21 protein-coding genes are annotated in these 17,328 nt (G+C 46.7%); 19 read left to right on the forward strand and 2 right to left on the reverse strand.

Annotated features, from left to right (window positions below; all coding sequences use genetic code 11):
• The 19 genes from EIM92_RS13765 to EIM92_RS13860 all read left to right on the forward strand — a co-directional run bounded on the left by EIM92_RS13765 (window position 1) and on the right by EIM92_RS13860 (window position 16,067).
• Window positions 1-1,245, forward strand: a complete 1,245-nt coding sequence (locus EIM92_RS13765) for an endonuclease Q family protein (protein ID WP_125085183.1) — start codon at window positions 1-3, stop codon at window positions 1,243-1,245.
• Window positions 1,246-1,349: 104 nt separating this feature from the next.
• Window positions 1,350-1,976: a stage II sporulation protein M gene (spoIIM, locus tag EIM92_RS13770; protein ID WP_125083128.1), complete on the forward strand. Its 627-nt coding sequence runs from the start codon at window positions 1,350-1,352 to the stop codon at window positions 1,974-1,976.
• Window positions 1,977-2,684: 708 nt separating this feature from the next.
• On the forward strand, window positions 2,685-2,999 hold the full coding sequence (locus EIM92_RS13780; RefSeq protein ID WP_125083130.1) for a hypothetical protein: 315 nt from the start codon (window positions 2,685-2,687) through the stop codon (window positions 2,997-2,999).
• Between the two features lie 243 nt (window positions 3,000-3,242).
• Complete coding sequence (locus EIM92_RS13785) at window positions 3,243-4,295, forward strand: phage tail protein (RefSeq protein WP_125083131.1); 1,053 nt, start codon at window positions 3,243-3,245, stop codon at window positions 4,293-4,295.
• A 36-nt stretch (window positions 4,296-4,331) separates the two neighbouring features.
• Entirely contained in the window at window positions 4,332-4,589 is a 258-nt protein-coding gene (locus EIM92_RS13790) for a hypothetical protein (RefSeq protein ID WP_125083132.1), read from the forward strand.
• 54 nt (window positions 4,590-4,643) lie between these two features.
• Window positions 4,644-4,880: an N-acetylmuramoyl-L-alanine amidase CwlD gene (locus tag EIM92_RS13795; RefSeq protein WP_246020971.1), complete on the forward strand. Its 237-nt coding sequence runs from the start codon at window positions 4,644-4,646 to the stop codon at window positions 4,878-4,880.
• Between the two features lie 385 nt (window positions 4,881-5,265).
• Complete coding sequence (gene fur / locus EIM92_RS13800) at window positions 5,266-5,733, forward strand: ferric iron uptake transcriptional regulator (protein WP_125083133.1); 468 nt, start codon at window positions 5,266-5,268, stop codon at window positions 5,731-5,733.
• A 296-nt stretch (window positions 5,734-6,029) separates the two neighbouring features.
• Window positions 6,030-6,266 (forward strand): DUF4227 family protein, encoded by a 237-nt coding sequence (locus EIM92_RS13805; RefSeq protein WP_125083134.1) that lies wholly within the window; start codon window positions 6,030-6,032, stop codon window positions 6,264-6,266.
• Window positions 6,267-6,302: 36 nt separating this feature from the next.
• Complete coding sequence (xerD, locus tag EIM92_RS13810; protein ID WP_125083135.1) at window positions 6,303-7,214, forward strand: site-specific tyrosine recombinase XerD; 912 nt, start codon at window positions 6,303-6,305, stop codon at window positions 7,212-7,214.
• A 68-nt stretch (window positions 7,215-7,282) separates the two neighbouring features.
• The gene (locus EIM92_RS13815) at window positions 7,283-8,110 is read left to right on the forward strand and encodes a purine-nucleoside phosphorylase (RefSeq protein ID WP_125083136.1); all 828 of its coding nucleotides are present in this window, start codon (window positions 7,283-7,285) and stop codon (window positions 8,108-8,110) included.
• 173 nt (window positions 8,111-8,283) lie between these two features.
• Complete coding sequence (locus EIM92_RS13820) at window positions 8,284-9,468, forward strand: D-alanyl-D-alanine carboxypeptidase family protein (protein ID WP_125083137.1); 1,185 nt, start codon at window positions 8,284-8,286, stop codon at window positions 9,466-9,468.
• 92 nt (window positions 9,469-9,560) lie between these two features.
• Window positions 9,561-9,914, forward strand: coding sequence for an anti-sigma F factor antagonist (gene spoIIAA / locus EIM92_RS13825; protein WP_125083138.1), 354 nt, complete (start codon window positions 9,561-9,563; stop codon window positions 9,912-9,914).
• Complete coding sequence (spoIIAB, locus tag EIM92_RS13830) at window positions 9,911-10,363, forward strand: anti-sigma F factor (RefSeq protein ID WP_125083139.1); 453 nt, start codon at window positions 9,911-9,913, stop codon at window positions 10,361-10,363. The genes spoIIAA and spoIIAB overlap by 4 nt, the downstream gene beginning before the upstream one ends.
• Before the next feature lie 11 nt (window positions 10,364-10,374).
• Complete coding sequence (sigF, locus tag EIM92_RS13835; RefSeq protein ID WP_125083140.1) at window positions 10,375-11,130, forward strand: RNA polymerase sporulation sigma factor SigF; 756 nt, start codon at window positions 10,375-10,377, stop codon at window positions 11,128-11,130.
• A gap of 177 nt (window positions 11,131-11,307) precedes the next feature.
• Window positions 11,308-11,949 (forward strand): stage V sporulation protein AA, encoded by a 642-nt coding sequence (locus EIM92_RS13840; RefSeq protein WP_125083141.1) that lies wholly within the window; start codon window positions 11,308-11,310, stop codon window positions 11,947-11,949.
• Window positions 11,946-12,374: a stage V sporulation protein AB gene (locus EIM92_RS13845; RefSeq protein ID WP_125083142.1), complete on the forward strand. Its 429-nt coding sequence runs from the start codon at window positions 11,946-11,948 to the stop codon at window positions 12,372-12,374. Before EIM92_RS13840 ends, EIM92_RS13845 begins: the two co-directional genes overlap by 4 nt.
• Before the next feature lie 39 nt (window positions 12,375-12,413).
• Window positions 12,414-14,075 carry a spore germination protein gene (locus tag EIM92_RS13850; protein WP_125083143.1) on the forward strand — a complete coding sequence of 554 codons (1,662 nt, stop codon included), beginning with the start codon at window positions 12,414-12,416 and terminating at the stop codon, window positions 14,073-14,075.
• A 109-nt stretch (window positions 14,076-14,184) separates the two neighbouring features.
• Entirely contained in the window at window positions 14,185-15,516 is a 1,332-nt protein-coding gene (gene lysA, locus EIM92_RS13855) for a diaminopimelate decarboxylase (protein WP_125083144.1), read from the forward strand.
• Window positions 15,517-15,629: 113 nt separating this feature from the next.
• Window positions 15,630-16,067 carry a peptidylprolyl isomerase gene (locus EIM92_RS13860; RefSeq protein ID WP_125083145.1) on the forward strand — a complete coding sequence of 146 codons (438 nt, stop codon included), beginning with the start codon at window positions 15,630-15,632 and terminating at the stop codon, window positions 16,065-16,067.
• 180 nt (window positions 16,068-16,247) lie between these two features.
• On the opposite strand, the gene tlp is transcribed toward EIM92_RS13860, so the two are convergent.
• Both tlp and EIM92_RS13870 read right to left on the reverse strand, forming a co-directional pair.
• Complete coding sequence (tlp, locus tag EIM92_RS13865) at window positions 16,248-16,472, reverse strand: small acid-soluble spore protein Tlp (protein WP_125083146.1); 225 nt, start codon at window positions 16,470-16,472, stop codon at window positions 16,248-16,250.
• Between the two features lie 335 nt (window positions 16,473-16,807).
• Entirely contained in the window at window positions 16,808-17,272 is a 465-nt protein-coding gene (locus EIM92_RS13870) for a phage holin family protein (RefSeq protein ID WP_125083147.1), read from the reverse strand.
• Window positions 17,273-17,328 lie beyond the last annotated feature (56 nt).

Consider the following 17,328-nt stretch of genomic DNA (forward strand, 5'->3'; position numbering starts at 1 on the left):
ATGACCGATAAAGTATCAGTCACAAGCACCGATAGTGTCTGCGGTGGGGAATCCTTAGGAAGGTGCTTCGCAGATCTTCATGTACACATTGGGCGGACCAACGCGGGTAATCCCGTTAAAATCAGCGGCAGCCGGAATTTGACTTTTGGCAATATCGCAAGGGAAGCAGAGGAACGCAAAGGGATCTCCCTGATTGGGATTATCGACTGCCATTCTCCGGGCGTACAGCAGGATATCGATAATTATCTCCAGGCCGGCGAGATGAAAGAGCTGCAGGAGGGGGGGATCGCCTACGGAGGAACGACGATTCTGCTGGGCAGTGAGCTTGAAATTCGCGAGCCGGGGATGGGGCCGGCTCATTTGCTCGTTTTTTATCCAGATATAGCATCGATGAAATCCTTCACGAAATGGCTGGAGAAGTATATGAAGAACGTGCATTTGAGTTCGCAGCGCGTATATGTCCCTGCTCGAAAGCTCCAGCAAGAAGTGTACGAAAGAGGTGGCCTTGTTATCCCGGCGCATATTTTTACTCCTCATCGCAGCATATACGGCAGCTGTGCGCCTCAAATGGCGCAGGTGCTGGATCTTGAGCGGGTTAGCGCTGTGGAACTGGGTCTGAGCGCGGATAGCGAAATGGCGGGTTTGCTCAGCGAACTGGATCCCTACACGATACTTACGAACTCAGATGCTCATTCCCTGGGTAAAATCGGCAGGGAGTATAATGAGCTGCGGATTGCCAAGCCAAACTTCCAGGAGTTTGAGAAAGCTCTGAAAAGGAAAGAGGGAAGAGGGGTAGCTGCCAATTACGGTTTGAATCCGCGTCTAGGAAAGTATCACCGGACATTTTGCGGCGGATGCAGCTATATTATCGACGAGGCGGACATCGCGGTTGAACGTTGTCCATATTGCGGCTCTACGAAGCTGGTGCGCGGTGTACAGGATCGGATACGCTCTATCGCGGATCGGAGAGAACCTGCAGTTCCGGCGCATCGCCCGCCTTATCATTACCAGGTGCCGCTAGAGTTCATTCCGGGTCTCGGGCCTGCAAAATTTGAAGCATTGCTGCGGGCCTTTGGAACGGAGATGAATATTTTGCATCAGGTGTCTGAGCAGGAACTGTCTGAGGTCGTCGGCAGCGAACTTGCCGGAAGCATCTGTGCAGCGCGAGTAGGACGCCTAGCCCTATCTTCGGGCGGTGGCGGAACATACGGCAAGGTTGATAAATCAAAAGGATTGAGCAAATAGAGCATAAGCGAGCGGGCTTGTTCATATTTTTACTAAAGAGGTTTTCGTTCGTTCTAGTAAATCATGTGAACAAATCATGTGAACATTGAAAGGAGTATGCCCGCATGCTTCGACCTTTTCGTTATGCTCTGAAGGATCAGACCCCTTTGTATGTATTTGTATCGGTGCTTTTTCTAATGGGTGTCGTGTTCGGCGCGCTGATGGTCAATGCTCTTACATTTGAGCAGCAGCAGGATTTGTCTCGTTATTTGGGGAATTTCTTTATGTCCGTCAACGAGGGTGGAGCTGATTTTTACCCATTAACGTTATGGGAAGTTGCACTCCTGCATTTGAAATGGCTGGGATTGATTTGGATTTTGGGGTTATCAGTCATCGGACTTCCGGGGATTCTTATTCTGGATTTCCTGAAGGGCGTTCTGATCGGTTTTACCGTTGGTTGTTTAGTGGGCCAATTTACGTGGAAAGGCCTGTTGTTCGCTATGGTATCCGTCGCTCCGCACAATTTGCTTATTATCCCTGTGCTGCTGATTGGCAGCGTGGCGGCTATCGGCTTTTCACTGAATATTATTCGAAATCGAGTGCTGATGAACCGTAGCGGGAGCGCCGCACGCCCTTTTTTGACTTATACGGCGCTAACTCTAGTTCTGGCCGTAGTCATGCTGGGTGCCTCATCCTTTGAAACCTGGGTTACCCCGGTCATGATGGGATGGGTTACTCCGATGATGCAGTAAATAGCCTTGAATCTATTGGTTTTATTGGGTTTGTGGACGGTATAAAGAACAATAAAAACACGAAAAAATCACATTTACTGCGTTTCTTCTGGATTAAGGATACTCCCAAAGTGAATTTTCACTTTTTCGGTAGCATCCTTTTTCATTTTTTTAGTTACATGTGTATATGCCTAAAAATATGGGGAGTCGTCTTCTATGCGACAGATGTTCTCTTTAAGATACGATTTATTCGTTCCAAAAGTAATTTGCTATTTTTGCGAATTTAATTATCTCATAGAAGTAAAACTTTCATCGTAAAAATCCTGGTTGGATTTTTACAACGTCCTCACCTGGTCGCTAGATTTTAATTCCGTTGGCATTATAATTATACTATCCTCATGCTCAATAGTTTTAATTGATCCGACAGTCTTTGGTGGTGTAAGCTCATAATTGTACATATTGTTCTCTGATGAGTACAAAGTTTTCGTTATTCGTAGCTCGCGAGTTTTGAAGTTAATGTTGGTCCATTTAGGGCACAAAGTTCCCCAGAACGTAATCCGCTGAAAGCAAACAAATAAAAAGCCTCTTTATCCCCATAAAGACCGCAATTTACAGCTTCGAGAAATTCACGAAGCTCCTCGTTCTTCAGATATTTCTCTCCAATTAACACGACCAGCAATGATAACCAAACTAATGAGAATTTATCTTCTATTTCCCCTCTAGCAGGAAATGGTTACTACATCAAAAAAGTTACAGGGCCAAACAACAGCTAACGCAGCAAATACGGCAGCAGCGGCAGCGGTTACCGGAATACCGTTTGCATTACGTAATATTATTGTGTATAAACCTCCAATCGATGCTATTTTTGGAGTTTATAGCCTAGATGCGCCCTCATTGATTTCAGTAAATACTTTGAATGTGGGCGGGCGTATCGGAGGTGCTACAAGCCAGCAAGTGTTTGAGATAATTAGCGGAGGGTTTAAGTTTGATTTTATAACATCTATTAGATATTCCGCCACATGGGGGTATACCGTAATGGAGTGAAAAAAATCCCTGTGAGTAGTAACGGGAGGAAAGCTTTGGACTGCATTTCCTCTCGCGGGATATAACAATTCGAAGGGTGTTGAAGATGATCAAAGTGTCTCCCTAAAGTGAAATTTTCTGTCCTCTCCACGTCCCCTTACTGTCCGCACTAAGGCCAATAAATACCTTGTGCTTCTTATAGTATGAATGTAGCAGAGATAAGAATTAGCTACTGAGAACTATAAAAAGCGGAGGTATTTATCCATGGCAAAAACAGATTGGACATTAACAGATACAGTGAAACCGGATGACTTCAATAACATTGGGCGAGAAATTAATCAGTTGCGTATGGATGTGGATCATATTGAGGTTCCAACGGCATCGTTAACGGAAGCGGGGATTGTACAACTTTCGAATGCAACGAATAGTACAAGTGAAGCACAGGCAGCAACCTCAAAGGCAGTAAAGTTGGCCTACGATGCGGCCGCAGCAGCCCAGACTACAGCCAATGCAGCAAACTCAGCATCAGCAGCGGCTTTTCAGCTTGGCAATGAGCGGAAAGCGGAAGTGGTTGCCGCGCTTGTTGCCAAAGGAATTTCGGCATCCACGAGCGAGAGTTGGGATTCGTTGATTGCGAAGATGGCAGGGATTATCAAGGCGACTGGGAATGCTACAGCGGCGCAATTGCTACAAGGTTATACAGCTTCAAACGCAAGTGGGGCATTCACTGGAACGATGATCAACCGTAGCGCAGAAGCACACCACCAACTAGCGACAGATACAGCCAGAGAGCCGGGGATTAGAGTGTTTTTTCAGCCACCAGCTGGGTACTATAATGGCAGCTCGTGGGTATATGCAGCGTCACCGCAGCTTAGTTCGGGTAATCTGCCCAAAGATGTGAACATATTTGGCATACAAGGAATTTTAGAACGGTTAACCACAGCTGAAAAGGAAGCTTTGGCCTATGCTATTACAACTAAAAGTATACCTGCATCGGTCGACGATTCTAACACCGTTTTGGCGCAAAAGATTCACCAAATACCCATGAAGAGAACAGCACAGGGCGAAGGTGTTACAGAATCTAACGGTCATATTGTGGTTCGAGGTATGGATTTTTATCCTCAAACATTTTTCTATCGTTACAAGCGTTGGAGTAATTATTTCGGGGTGGCGCATCGCGGGACTATGTCAACAAGTATCGTAATTGACGACGGTCGTTATAAGACATTCGGAGGTAGTTGGTATCAAGGTGGTCTTAGAATAGATACCAATACAGGCAAAGCTGATGAACCATTCGCATGGTATGCCATCGAATAACGGAAGGAAACTACAACAATTCGAAGGGTGTTGAAGATGATTAGAATTTTTAGATCAACGGATCAACTAGAAGCAATAGAGTTTGCAGATACAGATGCAGTAACCATACAACAAATTATTAAGTTCACAGGGAAAGGAGTTACACTTGATTATGATGCTGATGGCAGTGATAGAGTAGGAATTAAAAAAGATGCTAAAAGTGTCGTCTTAGCTAATCTAGGGCAGTTTATTTACAAAACCAGCAGTAATGAATTGGGCGTTTGTGATTACGAGTACCTGGCATCGAGTTGTTAAGTCTTATTGAAAATGCTGGTCGGTTAGGCGCCCCTATCCCCCCAGGATTGCAAAATGCCGGCCGTCCTGACAGAGTGCTTGTTTATTGATGTTGCGGCCGACGCCGGAAGGTTTAAACGGCCAGAGGTGATCGAAGCGATCATCCAGGGCCATGTGTCTGGACTCGCTAAATACCTGGGGCTAAAACGAAAGGAGGGGGCGGCCGTGGCAAACAAAGCGCCAGATTGGAAAGCAATCGATACGGTAGACATTGGGATGTTGGGAACTATTCTTGGTAGACTGATCAAATAAATGGTATCCGGAAAAAAGGAGCCTTATGACTACGGTCGTGGGGCTCCTTTTCTCGTTTTTAATTATGAAATTATATTTTTTTCAATTCCGTGATAATAGTTAAAACCAGCGTTCAAATACCTCTCTATTAAGTTCTCCTTGATCGTCGGTAATAAACTCCACAACGTCATCATGATTTTTTGCGTTTAATTCATAAATTAAGGCACTGGGATTATCAAGGTATAAGAAATCATACTGCTTCCTTAAAATCTAAACACTTTGTATCAATTAGTCCAGCTTAGAACTCTAGCAAAATGTTTGACTTTGTTGATTAACTCCCCCTATAATGAAAGAAGTGATTGTAGATATGATATCAATGAGCGGCGATTCCTGGGGGAGGGAGAACATGGAAGCAAAGATCGACAAAATCAAGCAGCAGTTACAATCCCAGGGTTATAAATTGACGCCCCAACGGGAAGCTACAGTACGGATACTGCTCGAGAACGAAGACGATCATCTTAGTGCGGAAGATGTTTTCATGCTCGTGAAAGATATAGCTCCTGAAATCGGTCTTGCGACCGTTTACCGTACTCTGGAGTTGCTAAGTGAACTGCATGTCGTTGAGAAAATCAATTTTGGCGATGGCGTTGCCCGCTATGATTTAAGAACCGACACGAGCAAGCATCATCACCATCACCTCATTTGTGTACAATGTGGAGCGATGGATGAAATCCGCGAGGATTGGCTTGGGCCACTGGAAGAAAGGCTGGAGAAAGAGTTTAATTTTACTGTTCTCGACCACCGTCTTGATTTCCACGGGATATGTTATCGTTGTAGAGATAAGGATGATAACAATTCTGAATCCGGCGAATAGAATTTTAAGTCCGAATCTAAAGCTCCACACGGCCGCCGCGCTGTGAGGGGCTTTTTTTAAGGTTACATCATTTAAGAGTTCTTACGGAGCTGAATAATTCAATATTCGCAAGAAAAGTCATCGTCTGTCCCAGTCGATCTGCTGTGAATACTTCGAAAGATATGAATTCTTTTTTGTTATGGAACAAGCCACATAATCCCTCCTCATCTCTTATATAATATACTCAAGGCGTCTGTCCCCGGTCTGCTTTTGCTGGGTGGCAGGCGAGAACGGGTATAGAAAGAGGGAGAGGCTTAATGGTAATCTCACTTCGAAAATGTCTGCAAAGCGTAAAGTTTGTGGCAATTTTTCTAGCTCTGGCTTATTTGTTGTACAAGGTGATGGGGGCATTCGGCGGATATTTGTTCCCGCCAGATAAATACCGTATTCCCGATGGCGCCGCCGTTAAGGCGTTTCAGACGGAGGGAACCGGTGGAAAGGGCTTCGAATATATGGCTAATCGCTTAAAGCTATTTTATTGGTACGGGGAATAAAGAAGAAATACAAGAAAGAATTGGGGGGCGCGAGTCTTGGAACAATATGTTGCCCCATTTATGGGTTATTTAACGGATCATAAAAGGTTGAGTACGGCGACATTGGAATGTTATAAAAGAGACATTGAGCAATTCATCGGTTATTTGCGGGAGCGGGAAATTGTAGAGCCAGGCCAAATGACCAAGGCAGGCGTGAAGCTGTATTTTTCAACGTTAAGCAAGGCGGGCAAGGCTCCGGCCACGATCGCCCGGTCCTCAGTTTCCTTGCGTGCTTTTTTTCAATATTTGCAGCAAGAACGACTTATCGATCATGATCCTGGACATTGGATTGAGTCGCCTAAAATCGACAAGTCTGCACCGCAAACCTTAACCGTGGAGGAAATTGATCTACTGTTGGACAGGCCCGACACTTCGCAAGCACCCGGATTACGAGATAAAGCCATGATGGAACTGCTTTACGCCACGGGCATTCGAGTTTCCGAGTTAATTTCCTTGAATGTTCAGGACGTGGATACTTCGATGCGGTACGTCCGTTGCTCGGGCGGGAAGGAAAGAATTATACCTATAGGTACCCTTACGGCGAATTGGGTTCAGCGATACTTAGAGGAGAGCCGTCCCCGCCTATTAGGAGAGTCTGCCGCCGATGTGCTGTTCACGAACGCGAGAGGAGATCGTCTTACCCGCCAGGGCTTCTGGAAAATCGTCAAGAAGTACGGGAAAGACGCTGGTATCGAGACCGATATTACCCCGCATACGCTTCGTCACTCCTTTGCCGTGCATTTACTGGAAGGCGGTGCAGATGTGAAGTCGGTGCAGGAGATGCTGGGCCATACGGATTTGGTCACGGTGCAAATGTATTTGAACAAAACGAAAACCAATTTGAAATCTGTTTATGAAGCTTTTCACCCTCGTGCCCGAACCCAGGCATCAAAATCATCTGCGGAGTGAGATTTCGTGGAGATTATCAATAATAACCATAGTGATTGAAATGAACCTTGCAAAGGAGATCAAGTATAATGACAACGACATTAACAAAAGGAATGATTCAGGAAGCTGCGGATTATATCCGCTCGAAATCAAGCGTAACGCCGAAGCTAGGACTAATACTCGGCTCAGGTCTAGGAGTACTCGCTGAGCACATCGATGATGCTGTAAGTATCGCTTATCAGGATATCCCTTACTTTCCACAGTCAACGGTAGAAGGACACGCAGGCGAACTGCTGATCGGCTCCGTGCAAGGCACACCTGTAGTGCTGATGAAGGGACGCTTTCATATGTATGAAGGCTACGGGCCGGAGCTAACCGCGTTTCCGGTGCGGGTCATGAAAGCGCTTGGCGTATCCAGGCTGCTTGTAACGAACGCGGCCGGAGGGATAAATACATCTTACGAGCCAGGCGACTTAATGCTGATCTCGGACCATATAAATATGACGGGCAGGAATCCGTTGGTGGGGCCGAATGATCCTGAGCTCGGTGCGCGCTTCCCTGATATGTCGGAGGCGTACAGTCGCAAACTACGTGAGATTGCGAGGCAAGTTGCTTATGAAAAGGACATTCCGCTTCAGGAGGGAGTGTATGTCGGCCTCCTAGGCCCTTCTTATGAGACTCCGGCAGAAATTCGCATGTTCCGTACTTTAGGAGCAGATGCGGTGGGCATGTCCACCGTATCTGAGGTCATCGTGGCGAGACATGCGGGTATCGAGGTATTAGGTATTTCCTGCATTAGTAACATGGCTGCCGGTATTCTTGATCAACCGCTTTCCCATGAGGAAGTCATTGAGACGACGGATCGGGTACGGGAGAAGTTTTTGAACCTCGTGTTGGGAATTATACCGAAGCTGTAAACCGTAATAGCTCTTAATCAATAAAGCGATTTAGTGGCGTTTCCAAATGATCTATATTTAGATCTTCGGAAGCGCCGTTTTTTTATTTTAGCAGGAATATATTGGCTGTGTTTCGCCGATACTAGGTTAGCAGAATCCAATATTTTGTAAAATCTGTTGAAGGAGGACTACTCTTGAGCAAGCGGTTGTTAATTTGGAGTATCGCAGTGCTGCTTACCTTTTCAGTCTGGCCAGGGGCCATCTCTGCCGCTCCGAGCGGGGTACATGAGGAAGGGGATACGCTGCTAGCGGATAGTGCAAACTCTGCGATTTTAATGGATGCCGACACCGGTACGATTATTTATGAAAAGAAAAGCCATGAAAAGCTGCCGCCAGCCAGTATTACGAAAATTATGACGATGCTGCTGACGATGGAAGCAATTGAAAAAGGAACTTTGAAGCTGACGGATAAAGTTACAACAAGTGAATACGCAGCATCCATGGGCGGTTCGCAAATATTTTTGGAAGCCGGAGAGCAGATGACCGTTGATGAACTGCTCAAAGGTATTGCGATGGCATCCGGCAACGATGCTTCCGTGGCGATTGCCGAGAAAATTGCCGGTTCCGAGAAGGCCTTTGTGCGTCTGATGAATGAACGGGCTGCTGAGCTTGGGATGAAGGATACGCTATTCAAAAACTGCAATGGGCTGCCAGTAGAGAATCATTACAGTTCTGCCTATGACATTGCAATCATGAGTCGGGAACTGCTGAAACATCCAGAGGTTACGAAATATACTGGGGCTTATCAGGACTATTTGCGTCAAAATACGCAAAAGCCATTTTGGCTTGTTAATACGAATAAGCTGGTTAGGTTTTATAGCGGCGCCGATGGTTTGAAGACAGGGTATACGTCCGAGGCGAAGTTTTGTTTGGCGGCTACTGCGCAAAGAGACGGGTTGCGGTTGATTGCGGTCGTGCTCGGGGAACCCAATACAAAGACGCGGAATAGCGAGGTTTCCGCAATGTTCGATTATGCCTTCTCCCAGTATACTCTGCTGCCGATCTACAAGGCGGGTGAAATGATCGGGAAGGTTAAGATTCAGAAGGGACAGTCTTCACTGCTGGAGCTGTCCGCTGCGCGCCAATTAAATGTGCTGGTCAATAAGGGAGCAAGCCCGGGCAGCATCACACATAAGCTGGAGGCCCCTGAGAAGCTGGCTGCTCCTATTAAGAAAGGGCAGAACATTGGGAAGCTAATCGTATATCAGGATGATAAGGTGATCCGAGAATTCGAGCTGCAGGCGCCAACCGATATTAATAAGGCAGACTGGTGGACGATGTTTAAGCGCACGGCCTCACACCTCTTTTTTGTAGATTAATAGGTTTTTTCTTCTAGTTTTGTCAAGGAGAAGGAATTCGCGGCAAGCTTATAGAATTGTTGTGTTCATGTCAGGGAGGAGAGTGAACAGACGTGAATTTACATGTGGAAATGGTAAGACACCGTGAGACGCTCATTGTGCGTTTAAGCGGGGAGTTGGATCATCATACGGCCGATGATGTCCGTATGCGAATGGATGAAGAAATTGCACGGGGGGATTGCCGCCATCTTGTGCTCAGCCTGAAGTCCTTGCAATTTATGGACAGTTCCGGGCTTGGAGTTATTTTGGGCAGGTACAAGCTGATCAAGCACAAAGGCGGAAAAATGGTGCTGTGCGACGTAAATCGTTCCGTTTATCGACTGCTCGAAATGTCGGGGCTCTTTAAGATTATGAGTATTGTCGAGAACGAGAGCGCCGCGCTCTCTGAATTGGAGGTCGCATTATGAGCCAAGCCGCCAACAATTTTATGTCGTTGCAGTTTGCCGCAAGGTCGGAAAATGAGTCTTTTGCCAGAGTGGCGGTTGCATCGTTTGTATCGCAGCTTGATCCAACCATGGATGAAATTACAGATCTTAAGACGGTCGTGTCTGAAGCCGTGACGAACTGTATTATTCACGGATACAACAGTGACCCTGAAGGGGTTGTCATGATTTCCGCCCATATTGAAGGGGACACGGTTACTTTAGTGATTGAGGACAAGGGACAAGGAATAGAAGATGTAGAGCTTGCGAAGCAGCCTCTTTACACGTCCAAGCCGGAATTGGAGCGTTCGGGCATGGGCTTTACGATCATGGAGAATTTTATGGACGAGTTCGACGTCACGAGTGAAATGGGTGGCGGTACGTCCATTCGGATGAAGAAGAGGATTGTATCGAAGAAAGCTTTATATAATTAGGGGTTGGATCTATGGATGCTGATGTGAAGCAAACCTCAAGAGAGTTTTTGGGTGATGCCGAAGTGAAGCGGTTGATCGCTCTGAGTCAATCCGGAGATCATGGTGCTCGTGATCGGCTTGTAAACTGCAATATTCGGCTCGTCTGGTCGGTAGTACAGCGGTTTTTGAATCGGGGGTATGAACCCGAGGATTTATTCCAAATCGGCTGTATCGGCCTGCTGAAATCAGTGGATAAATTCGATCTCAGCTATGACGTCAAATTTTCCACGTATGCTGTTCCGATGATTATCGGTGAAATCCAGCGTTTTTTGCGGGATGATGGGACGCTCAAGGTCAGCCGCTCACTCAAAGAAATGGCGAACAAAGTACGCAAGAAGAAGGATGAATTGTCAAAGGTGCTGAATCGACTCCCCACTGTCAAAGAGGTTGCCGACGAACTCGGCTTGACACCGGAGGATGTTGTATTTGCCCAAGAAGCCAATAAACCGCCAACCTCGATTCATGAGACGGTATTTGAGAATGATGGTGATCCGATTACCTTGATGGATCAAATTGCGGATGAGTCGCAGGATCGTTGGTTCGATAAGCTGGCGCTCCACGAAGCTATTCATGGCCTGTCTGATCGAGAGCGATTGATCGTATATTTGCGCTATTTCCGTGATCAAACTCAGTCTGAAGTAGCGAGCCGGCTCGGAATTTCCCAGGTTCAGGTATCCAGGCTTGAGAAAAAAATACTGCAAAATATCCGTGACCAGATTGCTCAATAGTAAGATTGTTCCATAAAGCCTACAAGACCATTTTCAAGAGCGGCTGTCGGTTAATCCGAGAGCTGCTTTTTGCTGTTTGTATAGACGCGCAGTAGCTGCCGCTTTTCATTCACCACGAGTAAAGCCTCCTCTCTATTGGCATACTATGGTCAATTCGTCCTGAAAAGAGGTGTTAGGATGAAACAGAGCCCCGTTATAATCTATTTGCAGCTGCGGAAGCATGTTAAGCTTCCTATTGGCCAGGCTGTACGCCTTCGCGATATAGCGCGCGTTCTAACCGATGCGAAGCTGGAACCAAATCTTCTGGATGTCGTGATCAAAAAGCCCGAGGAGCAAGACGGTAATTTGGTTCTAATCGATATGCTTCAGATTATAGCGAGTATCCAAGCCCGCGCCCCGGCTATGCAGGTGGAGTATATCGGCGAGCCTCAGGTGCTCGTAGAAATGGTCAGGCCGGGCAAGAAACCGTTGTTTCTATTGTTTATACTCGTTTGGCTGCTCTTATTCTTCGGTTCGGCGCTAACGATTATGAATTTTCATGCCGATGTGAGCATGCAGGCGGTTCAAGTCCGCATTGTCGAGATGATTACCGGCGAACGAGATGAACATCCTTACTTATTTCAGGGAGCTTATTCTATTGGTATAGGATTCGGGATGGTCGTGTTTTTTAACCATTTGTTCAAGAAAAAATGGAATGAAGAGCCCACTCCACTGGAGGTGGAAATGTACCTGTATCAAGAAAATCTGAATCAATTCGTGATTTCCGAGGAATATAAGAAGATGTATCGAGCGGCAGAACGGGGTGAGAAGGAGCCGTGATCTCCCCTTGGTCGGCGGTGGTGTTTATTTTCCTTGGCTTGGCTGGTGGTATAGCGGTTGGAGGTGGAATCATTGCTCTTTTCATTGTACTTGATGTCATTCCGAGGCTGGCGCAAATAACGGGCTCTTATGACAAGGTGCATTGGTATGAGGGAGCAATGGTCAGTGGAGCCTTGATCGGTACGGCGGCTGATTTTTATCAGTGGCACTTTCACGGACCGTGGCTGCTCAGCGGTATTATCGGCTTGCTGAACGGCGTGTTTATCGGCTTGCTCGCAGCAGCATTGACCGAGGTGCTTAATGTTTTGCCGATTCTCGCTAAGAGACTTCAAATGCAGCATTATTTGTTCGGGTTACTTCTTGCTATGGTATTCGGTAAAGTAGCCGGCTCATTATTTGAGTTTTTTGTGTATTCCCCTAAGTAGAGGACATCTTGATATGAACGCATGCAGGGAGGTAAAAGTATGACGGATCGGGAGCAAAACGGATTTACGCATAATGAGCAGCATCCACCGGATTTTTTTCCTTATCCGGAGGGATATTCCGTCGAGGAGACGGACAGCGTGGACGAAGAGAAAGGAAAGAGGGACGAGGAGCTACGGAAGGTAAAAATTGAACGTGAACGCTCGGACTCTGTTGAGGAGTCGGTTGTCTATTGGCAGAAAAGCAGTCAGATCAGCGAGGAGTTAGATACAACGAGGAAGACTTTGGAGGAGGTCGTAGGTCTAGGCAAAAGCTTTGATGTCGATTTTCGAGAAATGACATTTGGCGATACGCGAACGGGATTGTTTTTTGTCAGCGGTTTTGCGAAAGAGGATATACTGCAGGAAATACTCAAAAGATTAACTTATTTGTCTCCTGACAATTTGTCCTCTGGTGCTTTGCAAGCCTTTTTTGATCTCTATATCCCGCATATTCAGGTAAAAAAAATCGATAAGCTATCTGATGTCATATTGATGGTATTAGGCGGGATGAGCGCTTTGTTTATTGAAGGAGAGCGGGAAGCTTTAGTGATGGATACTCGTTCTTATCCGATACGAAGTCCTGAAGAGCCTTCGCTCGAACGCGTCGTTAGAGGCGCTCGGGATGGTTTTACAGAGACCTTGCTCACGAACGTTACGTTAGTGCGTCGACGTCTTTGCGACCCAGGTCTAATCTTTGAAATGCACAAAGTAGGACGCCGAACCCAAACCGCGGTTTGCATCGCTTACATCGATGATATTGTAGATAAGACGCAGGTCGAAGCTATACGCGACAAGATTACCTCGATCGATATCGACGGCATTCCGCTTGCGGACAAGCAATTGGAGGAAGCGATTGTACGCAAGGGCTGGAATCCCTATCCACTCGTTCGATATTCAGAGAGACCGGATGTCGTCGCTTCGCATATAATGGAAGGGCGGGTAGTGATATTTAGTGATACATCACCCAGTGTAATTATTTTGCCGACTACATTCTTTGATTTATGCCAGCATGCGGAAGAGAACAGACAGACGGCATTTATGGGGACATATTTGCGCTGGGTGCGTTTTATCGGCATTCTTGCTTCGTTGTTTTTGCTCCCCCTATGGTTGCTGCTGGTTATCCATCCGGAAATGAAGCCGGCTATGATGTCGTTTATCGGCCCGCAGGCTAATGCGAAAATTCCGCTGATCGCTCAATTCCTATTAATTGAATTTGGGGTAGATTTACTACGAATGGCCGCTGTACATACGCCAACGCCGCTGGCTTCGGCCATGGGTCTGATCGCAGCGATATTAATTGGGGATATTGCCGTCAAGACGGGATTGTTCGTCAACGAAGTAGTTCTGTATATGGCTGTAGCGGCAATAGGGATGTTTGCGACGCCGAGCTATGAGCTGGGGCTTGCCAATCGGGCTGTTCGATTGGGTTTGCTAGTCGCCGTAGCGATCTTTGGCGGATCCGGATTTGTAGTAGGTGTAACAGCGTTTGTTATTTGGCTCACCCTAAGACGCTCCTATAACACCTCCTATCTCTGGCCGTTTATTCCATTTAATGCAAAGGCGATGGCAGCGATATTATTCCGTATGCCGGTCATGACATCCAAGCAAAGGCCATCGATCAATAAAACAAGGGATCGTACGCGAATGCCGCGCCAGGAGTAGTTAAATAGGTTGTCTGATAAAAAATACAAATGATCATCGTAAAAATCCATTTTTCAGTTCACCTAATGTTTGTTATACTGGTGTAAAAATTGAAAGTGGAGAGTGCTAAATGTATTTACATGGTACTAGTAAAATTAATGCCAAAGGGCATCTTGAAATCGGCGGTTGCGATACAGTCGATTTGAAGCAGCAGTATGGTACACCGCTCTACATCGTTGATGAAGCACTTGTACGGCAAAGATGCCGCGAATATATGGATGCATTCAAGCAATCGGGTCTTACATTTCAGGTAGCTTATGCGAGCAAGGCTTTCTGTGTGATGGCGATGTGCAGATTGGTGGAGGAAGAGGGGCTGTCGCTGGACGTCGTCTCTGAAGGAGAACTGTACACGGCACTTCAGGCTGGTTTTCCGCCGGAGCGCATTCATTTCCATGGCAACAACAAGACGCTGGATGAACTGGAAATGGCCATTTCCGCGGGTATTGGCTGCTACGTCGTGGATAATTTCACGGAGCTGCATATGCTTCAGGCTGTAGCCGCTGAGAAGGGAATCGCCGTGAACGTTCTGTTGCGTGTAACACCGGGCGTGGAAGCGCACACGCATGAATTTATTTCTACGGGACAGACCGATTCAAAATTCGGTTTTGACATCGGCAATGGCTCAGCTAAAGAGGCTGTCGAGCTGGCTTCCGGCAGCTTGAATCTTCGTTTGCTCGGAGTGCATTCGCATATCGGTTCGCAGATTTTTGAAGTGGAAGGCTTTGAACTGGCCATTGAGCGCGTAGCTCGTTTTGCGAGCGATGTTAAGGAAACGCTAGGTGTCGTTTTCAAGGTGATTAATCTAGGTGGGGGCTTCGGCATTCGCTATACCGGCGATGACCAGCCGCTGCAAGTGTCCCAGTACGTCAAAGCGATTACGGACGCGGTCAAGAAGCATTTTGCTGAAGTTTATGCGCAAATTCCGGAAATTTGGGTAGAGCCAGGCCGCAGTATTATCGGCGATGCTGGCACCACGCTATACACCGTCGGTTCCACGAAAGATATACCAGGCGTGCGCAAATATGTCGCTGTTGACGGCGGGATGACCGATAATCCGCGCCCGGCGCTTTATGACTCCAAGTATGAGGCGATGCTGGCGAACCGGGGAAATGACCCCCATGAAGAGACGGTATCGATCGCCGGCAAGTGCTGCGAGAGTGGGGATATGCTCATTTGGGACCTGGAGCTGCCTAAAGTAAACCAGGCAGATTTACTGGCTGTATCCTGCACAGGGGCTTATAATTATGCAATGGCCAGCAACTATAATCGCATTCGCCGTCCAGCCGTTGTCTTTGTCAAGGACGGGGCCAGTGATGTTGTCGTCAAGCGCGAGACGCTGGATGATATCATTTCCTGCGACGTTATTCCCGAACGTATTTCCAAGCAGCCATCATTTAAATAAGCTCGATAGTTCCGCTGCCAAAATTGGTGGCGGATTTTTTTGCTCATCGCTCAATTTCATAGTAAACTGTAAGAGGTTTGTCTTACTGAGAATAGAGAAGGAAGTGATCCGATATGAAAAAAGGCAAGATCGTACTGGAAAAAGGCGGAGAGGTAGAAATTCAATTTTTGCCGGAAGAAGCGCCGGGAACTGTAGCAAACTTCGAGAAGCTGGCTAATTCTGGATATTACAACGGACTGACGTTCCACCGTGTTATCCCTGGTTTCGTGGCTCAAGGCGGCTGCCCAACTGGTAATGGCACAGGCGGCCCTGGCTACACCATCAAATGCGAAACGGCAACGAATACGACCAAGCACGAGCGTGGAGTGCTCTCCATGGCTCATGCGGGCAAGGATACGGGCGGAAGCCAGTTCTTTATCGTTTATGAGCCACAGCCGCATTTAAACGGTGTACACACGGTGTTCGGAAAAGTAACCTCCGGCATGGAGCTTGTGGACGAAATTCGTCCTGGCGACAAAATGAAGGAAGTTACCGTTTGGGATGAAGCTTAATTTAAGCGAAGCTTGAAGAAGAGTGGCATCGATCGAGAGATCGGTGTCATTTTTTATGAGGATGAGGAGGGTGGGGGGAGGGTGAGGGTGAGAAATAGCGTAGACAGTAATAGAAAAGAGAGAGCACAAGATGAGCATCTTCGTTCTCTCCCTAGAAAGAATCAAACAGGCAGCTACGGATTACTTCTGAGCGTCCGCGGCCTCGTCTTTAACCTCTTCGCGGAAGCCTCTGATACTTTGCAGGCGTCGTTTATTTTTAGCCTCAATTTGGGCTTTCTCATCGCCGCTGATTTCATCGGCATGCTCGCTTAAATAATCCTGTCCCTCGCGGAAATTTTCGATGGTATCCTGAATGGCATCCTGTAACTTTTCCACGTTATCGGAACGATCGTCCGGCTTGGCCATATTAATTACCTCCTTGTCAGTATGTTATTTGTAATTTTCCCGCTGACGAATGCTTTTATGCACACTAGGCCACATGGTTTATTTCTCTGCAAATAGTCCTGCGTGAAACAGTAAGGTCATCATGTTGCAAAAGTCTTGGCTCCGTACGTGGACACTATTTAATACAATACAGGGTTTCTGTTTTTACCCTTCATTTATCTAGCGCATCTAGGGTTGGTTGAGCGTGAGCTGGAACATGCGGCAGGGTCGCTTCGCGCATTAAGCTGGTCACTTGCCCTTTAAGTTCATTTAAAGCCTTTTCATGCCGTCATGGGTTGTTTCATTGTTCCTTTATTTTAATTGTGTTTTTCTTTACCTTTAAGCATGGCGATTTTTTCTTTAATGAATTCTGGAAAAGGAAGCTCTAGCCGTCCATAATTTTCGGCCAGTGAAATAATTTCATTGGCATACCAGAAATAAATACTGCCGATCATGACGGCGTTCGTATTCATCACGATGTCTACATGGTGAGCAATTAACACGGCAAGAAGCATTAAGCCTTTCTTGATCAGTCCCCAGAATGATGCAGCACTGGCGATGCCTCGGCCCTCCTTCAAGCTGGCGAGGATGCCTGTGATATAGTCAGAACCCATTAGAATAATAAGTAATGTCATAGCTGGACTCCAACCTCCATATGTTTGAGCGATAAAACTCCCGATCACGCCAAATATGCCATAGAATCCAATTTCTTTAGCGGTCAGTGGCTTGAGATAGGCGAAGATCAAACCTTTGATCTCGAGTAATTTGGTATAGTTGTTCATTAATCCATCCCCTTCAGTGTAAAAAGTGGAAGAGACCTCTTATGGCAAGAAGTCTC

It is taken from the genome of Paenibacillus lentus (assembly GCF_003931855.1).
Lineage (GTDB): Bacteria > Bacillota > Bacilli > Paenibacillales > Paenibacillaceae > Fontibacillus > Fontibacillus lentus.

Bases quoted from the DNA above. Each gene is read 5' to 3' on its own strand.
- EIM92_RS13765 (WP_125085183.1), top strand. From the start codon at position 1: ATGACCGATAAAGTATCAGTCACAAGCACCGATAGTGTCTGCGGTGGG.
- spoIIM (WP_125083128.1), top strand. From the start codon at position 1,350: ATGCTTCGACCTTTTCGTTATGCTCTGAAGGATCAGACCCCTTTGTAT.
- EIM92_RS13780 (WP_125083130.1), top strand. From the start codon at position 2,685: ATGGTTACTACATCAAAAAAGTTACAGGGCCAAACAACAGCTAACGCA.
- EIM92_RS13785 (WP_125083131.1), top strand. From the start codon at position 3,243: ATGGCAAAAACAGATTGGACATTAACAGATACAGTGAAACCGGATGAC.
- EIM92_RS13790 (WP_125083132.1), top strand. From the start codon at position 4,332: ATGATTAGAATTTTTAGATCAACGGATCAACTAGAAGCAATAGAGTTT.
- EIM92_RS13795 (WP_246020971.1), top strand. From the start codon at position 4,644: ATGCCGGCCGTCCTGACAGAGTGCTTGTTTATTGATGTTGCGGCCGAC.
- fur (WP_125083133.1), top strand. From the start codon at position 5,266: ATGGAAGCAAAGATCGACAAAATCAAGCAGCAGTTACAATCCCAGGGT.
- EIM92_RS13805 (WP_125083134.1), top strand. From the start codon at position 6,030: ATGGTAATCTCACTTCGAAAATGTCTGCAAAGCGTAAAGTTTGTGGCA.
- EIM92_RS13815 (WP_125083136.1), top strand. From the start codon at position 7,283: ATGACAACGACATTAACAAAAGGAATGATTCAGGAAGCTGCGGATTAT.
- spoIIAB (WP_125083139.1), top strand. From the start codon at position 9,911: ATGAGCCAAGCCGCCAACAATTTTATGTCGTTGCAGTTTGCCGCAAGG.
- sigF (WP_125083140.1), top strand. From the start codon at position 10,375: ATGGATGCTGATGTGAAGCAAACCTCAAGAGAGTTTTTGGGTGATGCC.
- EIM92_RS13840 (WP_125083141.1), top strand. From the start codon at position 11,308: ATGAAACAGAGCCCCGTTATAATCTATTTGCAGCTGCGGAAGCATGTT.
- EIM92_RS13850 (WP_125083143.1), top strand. From the start codon at position 12,414: ATGACGGATCGGGAGCAAAACGGATTTACGCATAATGAGCAGCATCCA.
- lysA (WP_125083144.1), top strand. From the start codon at position 14,185: ATGTATTTACATGGTACTAGTAAAATTAATGCCAAAGGGCATCTTGAA.
- EIM92_RS13860 (WP_125083145.1), top strand. From the start codon at position 15,630: ATGAAAAAAGGCAAGATCGTACTGGAAAAAGGCGGAGAGGTAGAAATT.
- tlp (WP_125083146.1), bottom strand. From the start codon at position 16,472: ATGGCCAAGCCGGACGATCGTTCCGATAACGTGGAAAAGTTACAGGAT.
- EIM92_RS13870 (WP_125083147.1), bottom strand. From the start codon at position 17,272: ATGAACAACTATACCAAATTACTCGAGATCAAAGGTTTGATCTTCGCC.